We start from the raw sequence: 14,278 nt of genomic DNA, 5'->3' as shown, positions 1-14,278 counted from the left end.
TTGCGCTGCGTTGCCGGCCACCCAGTCTTAGTGGATGAGGGGCAAGTGAAACCTGCCCCGTGCTTATACCCGCTGCCTGCCATCCGCCTTGTACTTGAGGTATCTACCAAAGTACCGAAATGCGCGGTTGGGGTCAGAGTGCTGAACTACAAAGCATAGTAGTCCCGCACGGGAAACTTCATGTGAAGACCAAGATTCTAATACGAATATTGCTTGCAGATCAAGCGGTCAAGCTTGCGCGGTGTGCGTTTGCGCGACACGCCCCGAAATCCACGACAGGCAGGCGCAGGTCGCCAGGGTGGTGGTCAGGGGCAGGGCGCTATCCGTTTGCCAGGCGCTGACGGCGAATCCGGCCAGTGCGCCGCAGGACAATTGCAGTGTCCCCAATAAGGCGGACGCCGCGCCCAGGCGCTTGCCTTGCTCCGACAGCGCCAGCGCCGCCGAGTTCGGGTTCACGAAGCCCTGGCTGCCCATGTAGCCGATCAGGCACACCATCAAGAGAGGCAGCGTCATCCAACCGGCCAATGTCAGGGCCACCGCCACCAGGCTGGCCGTGGCCAGCGAGATCAGCGCCTTGCGCTGCAACTGGCGAGGCGTGTAGGTGCGCAGCAGGCGGGCGCTGATTTGCGAGCAAATGATGAGCGACAGCGCGTTGGTGCCGAACAGCAGGCCGTAATACTGGGGCGCCACACCATACAGTTCGATAAACACGCGCGGCGAACCAATGATGTAGGCGAACATACCGGCCTGGCCGAATCCGCCTGCCAGGCTGTGCGCCATGAAGCCGCGATGCGCGAACAGATCACGGTAGTTGCGCAGGATGGTGCTCCAGCGCAGCGGCACGACGCGCTCGGGCACCAGGGATTCCTTCATGATCTTGGCCACGGCGAACATCAGCATCGCGCCGCCAGCCAGCATGATCCAGAACAGGCTGCGCCAGGACGTAATGGCCAGCAATTGCCCGCCCAGCAACGGCGCCAGGATGGGAGCCAGGCCCATGATCAGCATCAGCAGCGACATGGCGCGCGCCGCTTCATGGGTTTCATAGTGGTCGCGGATGACCGCCCGTGGGATCACGATGCCCGCCGCGCCGCCCATGGCTTGCACCACGCGCCAGCCGGTCAACGCTTCAACGGAGCTGGACAGCGCACACCCCAACGAGGCCACCATGAAAAGCGCCAGGCCGACCATCAGCGGCGGCTTGCGGCCAAAGCGGTCGGCCATCGGCCCATAGAACACCTGCGCCAGCGCCAGGCCGATCAGGTAGGCGGCCAGCGTGCGTTCGACATCGCCTCGGGACACGCCCAGATTCGCCGCAATGGTCGGGAATGCGGGCAGATACATGTCGATGGCGAACGGGCCGATCGCAGTCAGCGCGCCCATGAGGATGAGCCAGCCGGGCAGGCCGCTACGGGAAACAGATGATGGGGACATGGTGATCGCGGTAAAACGCAGGGGACAGGGCGCGCCGACAGTTACCCGCCAGCCGTGCGCCAAGCCAGCGACTGTATCACGGGCCGCCTTACAGCAAAATGTCGGGAACTATCCGATAAAGTCGCCGACGACCCGCTCATGTTCAGAGGAGAAACCGTGAATCCTTTGCTGTCTGTCGTGCAACGCAAACTTGAAGCCCTGCCTGTGCCCGTCCAACTGGTGCTGCCTGATGGCGCGGTGCTGGGGCCGCCTGACCCGCGCGTGCGCTTCGTAACGCATGACAAGGCGGCGCTTGTCCATCTGGCCGAAGGCGGCGTGGGCGTGCTGGGGCAGGACTACGTGGAAGGGCGCATCGATATCGAAGGCAATATGCGCGACGTGATGGCGGCGGCATCGGCGTTGTTGCCGGGCTCGCCGGTGGAGGCGGCGCGCAGCGGGTGGCTGACCGAATTGGTGCGCCGCGTGATGTCGGTGTGGCGTCACTCCATAGAGCGCGATGCCAAGCAGATCGAGTTCCATTACGACCTGTCCGACGATTTCTACGCGCTGTGGCTGGACCCGCGCCGGGTCTATTCCTGCGCGTACTTCCGCACGCCGGACATGACGCTGGCACAAGCCCAGGAAGCCAAGCTTGATCTCATTTGCCGCAAGCTGCGCCTGCGCGCAGGCGAGCGCTTTCTGGATGTGGGCGCGGGTTGGGGCGGCCTGCTGCTGTGGGCCGCCGAGCACTATGGCGTGGATGCCACCGGCATCACGCTGTCGCGCAACCAGCACGCGCACGTGACGAAGCTGATCCAGGAAAAGGGCCTGGCCGGGCGGGTTCGCATGGAACTGCTGGATTACCGCAAGCTCGATGAGTCCATGCCCTACGACAAGATTGCCTCGGTGGGCATGTTCGAGCATGTGGGCCGGGCACAGTTGGAAGGCTACTTCGCCAAGCTGCGCCGCCTGCTTAAACCGGGCGGGCTGATCATGAACCATGGCATTACGGCGGCGGGCGTCTACAACCCCGAGCTGGGCAACGGCATGGGCGAATTCATTGAAAAATACATCTTCCCCGGCGGCGAATTGACGCATATCAGCGTGGTCATGCAGGCCATGACCAACGGCGGGCTGGAAGAGGTGGACGTTGAAAACCTGCGGCCGCATTACGCGCGCACGCTGTGGGCCTGGAGTGACGCATTGGAAGCCCGCCTGCCCGAAGCGGCGCAAATACTGAGCGGCGACCAGGGCGCGCGGTCCTTGCGCGCGTATCGCTTGTACCTGGCGGGCTGCGCCATGGCGTTCGAGCACGGCTGGATTGCCCTGCACCAGATCCTGGGCCAGACGCCTGCCGTGGGAAGGCCGGACGAACTGGATAACGCGTCGGATTTGTCTTACCCGTGGCGGCGCGACTACATGTACGCGGACGGCGGGGCGCCCGGGGCCCCAAAAACTGAATAACTCCTGAATATAAACTGAATATTCGCTGAATATTTGATGAAATTTGACGGGCGGCATGTATTCAAGGTGGCCCGATTTCGATTTTTGGCCGGTCTGAAACCCCTGGAATGTACTAATACGAGAAAAATATTTACTGAATGCATCTGGCATTTGAAACCAATATTCCCCAGGGGAATTCACGGTTTCATCTCGGAAGTTTCAGGGTAATCCCGGATATTTCTCGACCGAAATGTATCGGTTCACTTCAGCCCTGGGGTTGGGGTGCGCAGCAATTTCGTTTAAGATGCTGCCTTCTTCGTTCAGTTTTGTTCAATTTCTGTGGGTTTTCAAAAATCGTGTTTTTGAAACTCCTGTCTTGCAAGAATCCGCGCCTTTGCGGTTCCTCTTGTCGCTAGTGTCGGTTTGTATTGGCGGTTCTGCCCGTCTTCCGCACAACCCCCTTAGCTCCACGGCACTTCCAGGCCAGGCCTGGCGTGTGTCCTTGAACCTATGGAGGCAAAAAGCCAATGCGTTTTACCCCTGTCAAGACCCTGGCCGCCGCGGCCGTCATGTTTGCCTTTGCTGGCGTGGCCCAAGCCGCTGACGCCCCCGAATGCGAGATCAAGCGCCCGGTCAATTTCGGCGCCATGAACTGGGAATCCAACCTGGTTCTGGTTGATGTCGAACGTTTCATCATGGAAAAGGGCTACGGTTGCAAAACCGAAACCCTGCCGACGGAAACCCTGCCCGCCTTGGCCGCGCTTGAGCGCGGCGACCTGGATATCAATACCGAGATCTGGCTGAACAGCGTCGCCGACCCCTGGGATCGCGCGCAAAAGACCGGCAAGGTCAAGCGCATTGGCGACCTCTACATGGGCGCCGAAGGCTGGTACATCCCGCGCTACACGGCGGAACGCCTGCCCGAACTGAAGTCCGCCGCCGACTTGCCGAAGTTCAAGGACGAATTCAAGGACCCGGAAGAGCCCGGCAAGGGCCGTTTCTATGGCTGCCCGGCGGGCTGGGGTTGCGAAGTCACCAGCAACAACCTGTTCCACGCCTTGAAGCTGGACGACACCTACACGCTGTACTCGCCCGGCACGGGCGCCGCGCAGAAAGCCGCGCTGATGTCGGCCTACAAGCGCAAGCAGAACGTGGTTTTCTACTACTGGTCGCCCACGCCGCTGGTTGGCGCGATGGACCTGGTCAAGTTGGATATGCCGCCCTATGACGCCGAAAAGCACAAGTGCCTGACGTCGACCAAGTGCGCCAATCCCGAACCCAGCGCCTACCCCGACAACCCCGTCTTCACCGCCGTGAACACCAAGTTCTCGGAAGAAGCGCCGACGCTGACCGCGTTCCTGTCCAAGGTATCGGTGCCGCTGCCGGTCATCAACGAGACCCTGGCCCACATGGAAGAGTCCGGCGATGACTCCAACGCCGTGGCCAAGTGGTTCCTGAAGAACAAGCCCGACGTCTGGACCAAGTGGGTTCCCGCCGAGGTCGCCACTCGCGTCCAGAGCGCGCTGTAACGTATCCGGTATCGGCCGCGCGCCGTCATGGCGCGGGCCGGCCCGGTTTGCCGACAGCGTCGGCAGGCCGGGACACCGCCAGGTAAATAGTCTTTAAGGAAAAGCCCTTAAGGGAAAACACCCCACGGCGACTGAGCCCAGGGTCTTTTCCCCTGAGATGGCCGCTGGCAGGGCGCTTGCGCCCGGCCGCCAGCAATAGGCGTTGCACCGCATGCAGCCTGCTTTCGTCAAGAAAGCCCTCTGGCCGCGTGCCCATCCGGAATCCGGAATGCGTGGCGGCCCCTGCCGCCGGAAAGCGCCCAAGAATGGAGTCGAAACTATGTTTCCTGAAATTATTCCCGCCCGCCAGGTCAGGGCGGCGATCGACGGGTTCGTCGATCACCTGGTCACCAACTACGCCGACACGCTAGAGACTCTGTCTCAGCCGGTGCTGCACGCTCTGGTGTGGTTGGAGCAATTGCTGCGCAGTTCGCCCTGGTGGGCCGTGGTTGGCGTTACCGTGGCGATCGCCTGGGGCGTCAGCCGCCGCATCGGCCTGAGCCTGGCCATGGGCGCGCTGCTGTGCATGATCGGCGTGCTGGGCCTGTGGGACGCCGGCATGCAGACCTTGGCGCTGATGATCATGGCCGCTGGCCTGTCGGTGCTGATCGGCATTCCGCTGGGCGTGCTGATGGCCCGCGTAAACTGGCTGCGTTCCATCATGCTGCCGGTGCTGGACGTGATGCAGACCATGCCCAGCTTCGTGTACCTGATTCCGGTCGTGATGCTGTTTGGCCTGGGCAAGATTCCCGCCATCATCGCCACCGTGATCTACGCCGTGCCGCCGCTGATCCGCCTGACCGACCTGGGCATCCGCCTGGTTGACCGCGAAGTGCTGGAAGCGTCGCGCGCCTTTGGCGCCAACCCGCGCCAGCAGCTCTTTGGCGTGCAGTTGCCGCTGGCGCTGCCCAACATCATGGCGGGCATCAACCAGACGACGATGATGGCGCTGTCCATGGTGGTGATCGCCTCGATGATCGGCGCGCGCGGCCTGGGCTATGAAGTGTTGCTGGGCATCAACCGCCTGGAAGTGGGGCGTGGCCTGTTGGCGGGCCTGGGTATCGTGGTGCTGGCCGTGCTGTTCGACCGGATCACGCAATCGTATGGACAGCGCATGCGCATGGGAGGCCAGCGATGAGCAAGATCGAAGTCAAGAACATCTACAAGGTCTTTGGATCGCATCCGAAGAAGTGGCTGGAAGCCGCCCAGGGCGGCATGAGCAAGGAACAACTGCTGGCCGAAAGCGGCCACACGCTGGGCCTGCGCGACATCAGCCTGTCGATTGAAGAAGGCAGCATCTACGTCATCATGGGGCTGTCGGGCTCCGGCAAGTCGACCTTGATCCGCCACTTCAACCGCCTGATCGAGCCCAGCGCCGGCCATATTCTGGTCGATGGCGTGGATGTCGTCAGCCTGAACAAGCGCGACCTTGAAGTCTTCCGTCAAAAGAAGATGAGCATGGTGTTCCAGCGCTTTGGCCTGTTTCCGCACCGCACCGTGCTGGACAACGCCGCCTACGGCCTGACCGTGCAGGGCGTGGGCCGCGCCGAACGCGAAAAGCGGGCGCGCGACTGGCTGGAACAAGTGGGCCTGGCCGGTTTCGAAAACCAGTATCCGCACCAACTGTCCGGCGGCATGCAGCAGCGCGTGGGCCTGGCGCGCGCGCTGGCCACCGATGCCGAAATCCTGCTGATGGACGAAGCGTTCTCGGCGCTGGACCCGCTTATCCGCCGCGAAATGCAAGACCAGTTGCTGCAATTGCAGGCCAAGCTGAACAAGACCATCGTGTTCATCACGCACGATCTGGACGAAGCGCTGCGCCTGGGCAACCGGATCGCCATCCTGAAGGACGGCGAACTGGTGCAGGAAGGCACGCCGGAAGACATTCTGTTGAACCCGGCCAACGATTACGTGCAGTCGTTCCTGCAAGACGTGAACCGCACCAAGGTGCTCAACGCCACGCACGCCGTGAACCCGGCGCGCCTGACCCTCACGATGCGTTCGCGTCCGGCGCACGCGCTGGACCGCATGCGCGCCATGGACTACGAATACGCGCCGGTGCTGGACGGCAAGCGCCTGGCCGGTGTGTTGACCGCGAAGGCGGCCGAGCAAGCCATCCAGGAAGGCGCGCGCGACGTGTCGCGCTTTGTTGAAGACCTGGCCTCGGTGCCCGCCACGGCGGGCCTGGGCGAAGTGCTGGCGCAGTTGGTGCATAGCGACCAGCCGGTGGCCGTCACAGGCGAGGACGACGAATTCCTGGGCATGCTGTCGCGCAAGAAGGTCGTGGAGCTGGTGACCCCGGCGCTTGCGGAAACCACGCCGGAACCGGCCACCGCCGAACTTGAAGGCCAACCCGCTCCCGAGCATCGGGGCGAAGCGGCCTGATCAACGGGGCGCGCCGCTCATGGCGTGCTACCCGTGGCGCTGCCTGTTTCCGGCAGCGTCCGACGCTTGAACTTTGCCCGCGTGCAATCGCTTGCACGCGGGCAAAGTCGTTTTATGATGGCTGGCCGGTCACAAGCCCGGCGATCCCCATTCGCATAATCGGAAAGCGCCATGCCCATTTTGAATGTCCAGATCCTGCAAGGCCATTCGGCCGCCCAGAAGGCCGCCTTGCTCACGGCCGCGTCCAACGCGGTGGTTGAAAGCATTGCCGCGCCGCTGCCCAGCGTGCGTATCGTGTTGCAGGAAGTGCCCGCCGAAAATGTGATCGTGGCGGGTGAGATCGGCAAGCGCATGGTGCGGGTGGACGTGGCGCTGATTGAAGGGCGCGACGAAGCCAAGAAGGCCGCGCTCATCGCCGCGCTGAACCAGGCCGTGTGCACCAGTATCGACATCTCGGGCGACGACGTGCGGGTGCTGATCCGCGACGTGCCCAAGGTGGACATGGGCGTGGCCAACGGCATCAGCGCCAAGGCAGCCGGCCGCTAAGGTAGCCACCCAGCCACCCGCCAAGCAGCCACGCAGCACGCTCGCGCGCAACAGCGCAACAGCGCGGCAGCGCAGTAGCGCTGTCGCGCGGCAACATCCCCCGCGCGCTACTGCGTCTTCAGCCCCAGTTCCGCCACGAAGCGCTTTTCCTCCGCCACTTGCCTGACGGCGAATTCCGTATAGGCCGCGCTGTCCATCAGCATGTGCGGCTGGTCCGCCGTTTCCAGGGCGCGGTTGTACTCGGGGTCGCGTGCCGCGCGGTGGAAGGCCTTTTGCAGCACGGCCACCGTCTTCGGGTCCATGCCCTTGGGGCCGGCGATGCCCACGGGGTTGGTCGCCACGATGGGGTAACCCAGTTCGGTCATGGTGGGCACCTCGGGCACGCGCTTGGCGCGCGCATCGCCGATGATGGCCAACAGGCGCGCGCGTCCCGTGTCGATCATCGGGCCCCAGCCCGCGTCCGCCACCATCTGGATGTGGCCGCCCAATAGCGCCGTGGTTTCTTCCGCCGCGCCCTTGTACGGAATGAAATTGAACGTCGTGCCGGTCAGCCTGGACAGGCGTTCGATGGCAATGCGGCCCGACCCGCCCGCGCCCGTGGCGCCGTAGCTGATCTTCTCCGGATGGGCACGCGCATGGGCGATCAGTTCGTCCAGCGTCTTCCAGGGCGCATCCTGGCGCACCACGATGCCGTAGGAATACGCCGTCATGCAGGCGATGTAAGTGAAGTCCTGCACGGGGTCGTAGTTCACCTGTTGCAGGAACGGGTAGCGAAACAGCGTGCCCACCACCACCGACACCGTGTAGCCGTCCGGCGCGGCGCTGTGCGCCATGGCGGCCGGCCCCAGCGTGCCGCCCGCGCCTGGCCGGTTGGCAATGACCACGCTCTGGCCCAGTTCGCGCGAGGCCGCCACCGCCAGCGCGCGCATTTGCGTATCGGTGGCGCCGCCGGCGGGAAAGGGCACGATCAAGGTAATGGGCCGCGTCGGAAAGGTGGCCGCGCGCGCGGCCGGGCTGAGCGCCAGCGCGGTGGGCAGGGCAAGCCCCAACCCAAGCCCCAACTTGAGCAGGCTGCGGCGTCTGGGCAAGGCGATGCTGCAAGGATGATCCGTCATGGTTGTCTCCGTCCTGATTGTTATGGGCACAGCAAGTGGGGCGGGCCTAGGCCTTACAGCGCGATGCCACGCTCGGCCAGGCTGGCGATGGCGGCGTCGTCATAGCCGGCTTCACGCAGGACCTGGGCGGTGTGTTCGCCCGGCAATGGCGCCTGGCGGTGGATGGCGAACTGAAAGCCGGACATCTTCACGGGGCTGGCGATCTGCGCGGCCGACCCGTAGGCCGGGTGCCGGGACGCCTGTACCATGCCGCGCGCGGTGAACTGCGGATGCGCCAGGCTTTCAGATAGTTTCAGCACGGGCGACACGCAGCAGTCCGCGCCCTCCAGCAGATCCAGCCAATGCGCCAGCGGCCGCGAGGCAAACAGTGCTTGCAGTTCAGACCGCAGCCATGCCTGTCGCGCGGGGTCGCCATCACGGTGCAGCGGCAGCAGGTCGGGCCGTTCAATCCGCTTGCACAGCGTGTCCCAGAATTTTGGTTCCAGCACCGCCACGGCCAGGTAGCGCCCGTCTTGCGCGCGGTACTGCCCGTAGCAGGCCAGCGCGCCCGACAGCGTGTCGCCGCCCGCCGGGCGGGTGTCGCCATGCGCGTTCAGCGTGGCCAGGGGCACCACCGCGCCCGCCAGCAGGCCGTCGGCGATGGCGATGTCCACATAGCGCCCTTGCCCCGTGCGTTGCGCGTCCACCAACGCCGCCAGAATACCCATCACCGCCGTCAGCGAGCCGCCCAGAATGTCCGCCATCGGCAGGTTGGACAGCGCGGGTTGATGCGGCCCGCATCCCATCTGATCTGCCACGCCCGCGTAGGCCGAATAATTCAGGTCGTGGCCCGCCGCATCGCTCAGCGGGCCGTTCTGGCCGTAGCCGGTGATGCTGCAAACCACCAAGCGCGGGTTGTGCCGCGACAAGGTCGGGTAGTCGGCCTTCAGGCGCGCGGCCACGCCGGGGCGAAAGCTCTCGATCAGCACGTCGGCCTCGCGCGCCAGCGCCGCCAGCACGGCCTGCCCGTCGGGGTGTTTCAGGTCCAGCCGCAAGCCCCGCTTGTTGCGGTTGCACACGGCGCGCAGCGCGGGGGGCGCGTAGTCCCCCGCCTGCGTGTCTTCGATCTTGATGACGTCGGCGCCCAGGTCGGCCAGGTACTGCGCCCCCAGCGGGCCGGGCAGCAAGCGCGACAGATCCAGGACTTTGATACCCGCAAGCGGAGCGGTGTTCGGCATATCCAAAGAGGGACTCCGGTAAATACGAAGAGGCGGCCGGACTAAGGCAAAAGCCAGTCTAGGCGGGGCTTTGCGGCGAACCAATGGCGAAATCGCTGATTCGGCTTGGCGGGAATGCTCACGCCGGGCGTTCCGTGCCCGCATGCCTTTCGCTACCATCGACGCAGACGGTTCACGCCCCAGCCGTAGGAATCCGCCATGACGCATCACACCATTGCCGTGGGGCACATCGCCCAGATCCTGCAAGGCGCCCGCACGCGCGGCGTGGACGTTGATCGCGTGTTGCGGCGCGCGGACGTGCCGCCTGCCTTGTTGCAGGCGCCGATGGCGCGCGTGTCGCAGGCGCAGTTCGCACAAATTTTGCGGATGCTGCGGCGCGCCACGCGCGACGATTTCCTGGGCATGGGACAGCGCCCGGTGCCGTTGGGCGCCTTCGCCCAGGCCTGCCGTTTGGCGGTGCAGGAAAGCACGGTGGGCCACGCGCTGCGCGTGGCGTTTCGCTACTACCACGGCGTGCTGCGCGACTTCACCGCGCGGCTTTGCGTCGCGGGCGACAGCGCGCGCATCGTGCTGGACGCGCGAGGCGAACCCGGCTGCACGCAGTGGTATGGAGAACGCACCTTCCTGTTCTTCACCTTGGGTGTGGCCAACTGGTTGGCGGGCCGCCGCATCCCCATCCTGGGCGTGGACTACCACGCGGGCGCGCGCAGCGCGGATGCGCAACGGGTCTTTCACGCACCGGTGCGTTACGGGCAGCCGGTCACGGGCCTGTGGCTCGAATCGCGTTGGCTGGCCTTGCCCGTGGTGCAGGACGCCCAGGCGCTGCACGCTTTCCTGGCCAACGCCCCGTTTGACCTGCTGGTGAAGTATCAAGACCGCGCCACGCTGACCGACCGCATTCGCCGCCTGCTGCGCAACGACCTGTCTGCCGAATTGCCGTCCTTGGCACAGGTCAGCGCGCAGTTGTCGATGACGCCGCAAACACTCAGACGCCATCTGCGCGAAGAAGGGCAGGGCTTCCAGGTGCTGAAGGATGACTTGCGGCGCGACGCCGCCGTTGAATACCTGGGCCGGCATGATTTGTCCCTGATGGAGATTGCCGAGCGTCTGGGCTTTTCCGAACCCAGCACGTTTCATCGCGCCTTCAAGAAATGGACCGGTGTGTCGCCGGGCGAGTATCGCCGTAATCAACTGGCGTGCGGCCCCACCCCGACCCCGGCCCCGCCCGCGTGATGCCGGGCGCTGACACTTTCCGCCAATCCATTTGATGCCTGCGGCCATTGCCGCGTTGCGCGCCCGGCGGGAAGCTATGGGCCAGGCAACGGGGGTGCGCAAAGCACTCCAGGAGAAACAGGCATGAACAGAAAAGTTTGGGTGGCCGGCGTGGGCATGATCCCCTTCAGCAAACCCGGTGCAAGCGAGCCTTATTCCGTGATGGGCATGCGCGCCGCGCGGGAAGCCCTGCAAGACGCGGGCGTGCCGTACGACGCCGTGCAGCAAGCCTACGCGGGCTACGTCTACGGCGATTCCACGTCGGGCCAGGCGGTGGTGTATGGCGTGGGCCTGACCGGCATTCCCGTCTTCAACGTCAACAACAACTGCGCCAGCGGCTCGTCCGCCTTGTTCCTGGCCCGTCAGGCCGTGGAAAGCGGCGCGGTGGAATGTGCACTGGCCGTGGGCTTTGAACAGATGGTGCCGGGCGCGTTGAAAAGCGTTTATGAAGACCGGCCGTCGCCATTGACCGGATTCATCGAGGCGATGACCGACGCGCAAGGCTATGACACCGGCAAGCCACGCGCCGCGCAGTTCTTCGGTGGCGCCGCGCGCCGCTACATGCAGCAGCACGATATTCGCGCCGACACCTTCGCGCGCATCTCCGTCAAGGCGCGCCAGCATGCGGCGCGCAATCCCTACGCCGTCTTTCGCCAGACCGTTACCTTGGCCGACGTGATGGATGCACCGATGATCTCCGAGCCCTTGACGCGCTTGCAATGCTGCCCGCCCACCTGCGGCGCGGCGGCCGCCATCCTGTGCTCGGACGACTTCGCGCGTCGGCATGGCTTGACGCCCGCCGTCAGCATCGCGGCGCAGGCCATGACCACCGACACGCCCTCCACCTTCGACTCCGGCGACATGCGCTGCCTGGTCGGCTATGACATGACCCGGGCCGCCGCCGACCAGGTCTACGAGGCCGCGGGCGTGGATCCCGCCGATCTCGACGTGGTGGAACTGCACGACTGCTTCACGGCCAATGAACTGATCACCTACGAAGGGCTGCGCCTGACGCCCGAGGGCAGCGCCGAAAAATTCATCCTGGATGGCGACAACACCTACGGCGGGCGCGTCGTGACGAATCCGTCGGGGGGCCTGTTGTCCAAGGGCCATCCGCTGGGTGCAACCGGCTTGGCGCAATGCGCTGAACTGGTCTGGCAACTGCGCGGCCAAGCGGACTTGCGGCAAGTGGAAGGCGCGCGGCTGGCCTTGCAGCACAACCTGGGGCTGGGCGGCGCTTGCGTTGTCACGCTGTACCAGGCGGCATGAAACAGGAGACAAAGACGATGGGTACGCTAGACGGCAAGGTGGCGCTGGTGTCCGGATCCGGACGCGGCATTGGACAGGAAATTGCGCTGAAGCTGGCGCGTGAAGGCGCGAAAGTCGTGGTCAACGACCTGGACCCGGCGCCCGCCAACGATACGGTCGCCATGATCCGCCAGGCGGGCGGGCAGGCGCAGGCGTGCCCCGGCAGCGTTACCGCGCCCGGCTTTGCCGAGCGCTTCGTGGGCGCGGCCGTCGACACCTACGGCGGGCTGGACATCATTGTGAACAACGCCGGCTACACCTGGGACAACGTCATCCAGAAAATGACCGACGAGCAATGGGACGAGATCCTGGCCGTCCATCTGTCGGCCCCGTTCCGCATCCTGCGCGCCGCGTCCGGCTTCATCCGCGAAGCGGCCAAGGCCGAGGCCGCCGACGGACGCGAAGTGTTCCGCAAGGTGGTGAACATATCGTCCACCTCGGGCGTGATGGGCAACGCGGGGCAGGCCAACTACGCGGCGGCCAAGGCCGGCATCAATGGCCTGACGCGCGCCATGGCCAAAGAGTGGGGCCGCTACAAAGTGAATGTGAACAGCGTGGCGTTCGGCCTGATCAAGACGCGCCTGACTGAAGCCGCCGCCGATGGCGACGCCACGTTGGACATCGAGGGGCGGCAGATCAAGGTGGGCGTGAACCCGCAGGTGCTGAAAAATGCCGAAAGCCTGATCCCGCTTGGCCGCGCGGGCACGCCTGCCGAAGCGGCGGGCGCCGTGTATCTGTTCTGCCTGCCCGAATCCAACTACGTCAGCGGACAGGTGCTGGTCGTGGGCGGTGGCCGTCCTTGATCGGGGATATGTCGATGGATACCCCCATGGAACCTCGCCCCGGCTGGATGGACGCCGACCTGACGCTGTTCCAGGATTCCACGCGCCGTCTGTTCGAAAAAGAATTCGCGCCCGATGAGGAAAAGTGGCGCAAGCAGCAGCACGCCGATCGCGACATCTGGCACAAGGCCGGCCGCATGGGGCTGCTTTGCGTCAGCATGCCCGAGACCTATGGCGGCGCGGGCGGCAGCTTCGCGCACGAGGCCATCGTGGCGGCCGAACAGGCGCGCGCCATGGTCTACGGCTTCAGCAACAACGTGCACAGCGCCATCCTGGCGCACTACATCCTGAACTACGGCACCGAGCCGCAAAAGCAGCGCTGGCTTCCCCGCATGGCCACGGGTGAACTTGTCGGCGCCATCGCCATGAGCGAGCCCGGCGCGGGGTCCGACCTGAAAAGCGTGCGCACCACCGCCAGGCGCGACGGCGACGCCTATGTCATCAACGGGTCCAAGACCTTCATCACCAATGGCTTGCATGCGGACCTGATCTGCGTGGTGGCCAAGACGGACCCTGCAGCCGGATCGCGCGGGGTCTCGTTGATCATGGTGGAGACACAGGACCTGCCAGGGTTTCGGCGTGGCAAGCTGCTTGAAAAACTGGGCCAGAAAAGCCTGGACACCACCGAACTGTTTTTCGACGACGTGCGCGTGCCGGCCGGCAACCTGCTGGGCGACGTGGAAGGGCGCGGCTTTGTGCAACTGATGCAGCAACTGCCGCGCGAACGCCTGCTGATCGCGGTGGGGGCGGTGGCCACGATGCGGCGCGCCATCGACGACACGCTGGCCTACACCCGCACGCGCCAGGTGTTCGGGCAAGCGCTCATCGACATGCAGAACACGCGCTTCAAGTTGGCCGAATGCGAAACGGTAGCCACCATCGCCGCGCGTTTTGTCGACGACTGCATTACGCGGCAACTGCAGGGCACGCTGGACCTGTCCACCGCCGCCATGGCCAAGTGGTGGACCACGCAAATGAACTGCCAAGTCATCGATGAATGCCTGCAATTGCACGGTGGCTACGGCTACATGTTGGAAACGCCCATCGCACGCATGTATGCGGATGCGCGCGTGGGAAAGATCTACGGCGGTTCAAACGAAATCATGAAAGAAATCATCGCGCGGGGCATGACCGCCTAGCGCGGACAGCACCTTGCGCGGGAACCCGGA

At 64.7% G+C, this 14,278-nt stretch carries 12 protein-coding genes; 9 read left to right on the top strand and 3 right to left on the bottom strand.

The window, feature by feature from the left end:
* Positions 1–228: 228 nt before the first annotated feature.
* Positions 229–1,383 carry a Bcr/CflA family multidrug efflux MFS transporter gene (locus CVS48_RS25935; RefSeq protein WP_100856963.1) on the bottom strand — a complete coding sequence of 385 codons (1,155 nt, stop codon included), beginning with the start codon at positions 1,381–1,383 and terminating at the stop codon, positions 229–231.
* A 207-nt stretch (positions 1,384–1,590) separates the two neighbouring features.
* Here CVS48_RS25935 and CVS48_RS25930 point away from each other — a divergent pair, with 207 nt between their 5' ends.
* The 5 genes from CVS48_RS25930 to CVS48_RS25910 all read left to right on the top strand — a co-directional run bounded on the left by CVS48_RS25930 (position 1,591) and on the right by CVS48_RS25910 (position 7,355).
* Positions 1,591–2,877 carry a class I SAM-dependent methyltransferase gene (locus tag CVS48_RS25930; protein ID WP_100856962.1) on the top strand — a complete coding sequence of 429 codons (1,287 nt, stop codon included), beginning with the start codon at positions 1,591–1,593 and terminating at the stop codon, positions 2,875–2,877.
* A gap of 506 nt (positions 2,878–3,383) precedes the next feature.
* Complete coding sequence (locus CVS48_RS25925) at positions 3,384–4,385, top strand: ABC transporter substrate-binding protein (protein WP_100856961.1); 1,002 nt, start codon at positions 3,384–3,386, stop codon at positions 4,383–4,385.
* 319 nt (positions 4,386–4,704) lie between these two features.
* Positions 4,705–5,562 (top strand): ABC transporter permease, encoded by an 858-nt coding sequence (locus CVS48_RS25920; protein ID WP_100856960.1) that lies wholly within the window; start codon positions 4,705–4,707, stop codon positions 5,560–5,562.
* The gene (locus CVS48_RS25915) at positions 5,559–6,809 is read left to right on the top strand and encodes a quaternary amine ABC transporter ATP-binding protein (RefSeq protein ID WP_100856959.1); all 1,251 of its coding nucleotides are present in this window, start codon (positions 5,559–5,561) and stop codon (positions 6,807–6,809) included. The genes CVS48_RS25920 and CVS48_RS25915 overlap by 4 nt, the downstream gene beginning before the upstream one ends.
* Before the next feature lie 171 nt (positions 6,810–6,980).
* Positions 6,981–7,355, top strand: a complete 375-nt coding sequence (locus CVS48_RS25910) for a tautomerase family protein (protein ID WP_100856958.1) — start codon at positions 6,981–6,983, stop codon at positions 7,353–7,355.
* A 107-nt stretch (positions 7,356–7,462) separates the two neighbouring features.
* On the opposite strand, the gene CVS48_RS25905 is transcribed toward CVS48_RS25910, so the two are convergent.
* Together CVS48_RS25905 and CVS48_RS25900 are read right to left on the bottom strand one after the other, a co-directional pair.
* Entirely contained in the window at positions 7,463–8,470 is a 1,008-nt protein-coding gene (locus CVS48_RS25905) for a tripartite tricarboxylate transporter substrate binding protein (RefSeq protein ID WP_100856957.1), read from the bottom strand.
* A gap of 53 nt (positions 8,471–8,523) precedes the next feature.
* Positions 8,524–9,687 carry a CaiB/BaiF CoA transferase family protein gene (locus tag CVS48_RS25900; protein WP_100856956.1) on the bottom strand — a complete coding sequence of 388 codons (1,164 nt, stop codon included), beginning with the start codon at positions 9,685–9,687 and terminating at the stop codon, positions 8,524–8,526.
* A 198-nt stretch (positions 9,688–9,885) separates the two neighbouring features.
* On the opposite strand from CVS48_RS25900, the gene CVS48_RS25895 reads away from it, so the two are divergent.
* The 4 genes from CVS48_RS25895 (at position 9,886) to CVS48_RS25880 (ending at position 14,248) form a co-directional block, all read left to right on the top strand.
* Positions 9,886–10,920 (top strand): AraC family transcriptional regulator, encoded by a 1,035-nt coding sequence (locus tag CVS48_RS25895; RefSeq protein WP_100856955.1) that lies wholly within the window; start codon positions 9,886–9,888, stop codon positions 10,918–10,920.
* A 123-nt stretch (positions 10,921–11,043) separates the two neighbouring features.
* A complete protein-coding gene (locus CVS48_RS25890) occupies positions 11,044–12,228 on the top strand; it encodes a lipid-transfer protein (RefSeq protein WP_100856954.1) in 1,185 nt (394 codons plus the stop codon).
* 17 nt (positions 12,229–12,245) lie between these two features.
* Entirely contained in the window at positions 12,246–13,070 is an 825-nt protein-coding gene (locus CVS48_RS25885) for an SDR family NAD(P)-dependent oxidoreductase (protein WP_100856953.1), read from the top strand.
* A 26-nt stretch (positions 13,071–13,096) separates the two neighbouring features.
* Positions 13,097–14,248 (top strand): acyl-CoA dehydrogenase family protein, encoded by a 1,152-nt coding sequence (locus CVS48_RS25880; protein ID WP_242001149.1) that lies wholly within the window; start codon positions 13,097–13,099, stop codon positions 14,246–14,248.
* The last annotated feature ends 30 nt before the right edge of the window (positions 14,249–14,278 follow it).

It is taken from the genome of Achromobacter spanius, from assembly GCF_002812705.1.
Taxonomy (GTDB): Bacteria; Pseudomonadota; Gammaproteobacteria; order Burkholderiales; family Burkholderiaceae_B; genus Achromobacter; species Achromobacter spanius.
This window is presented reverse-complemented; position numbering and strand designations above follow the sequence as displayed.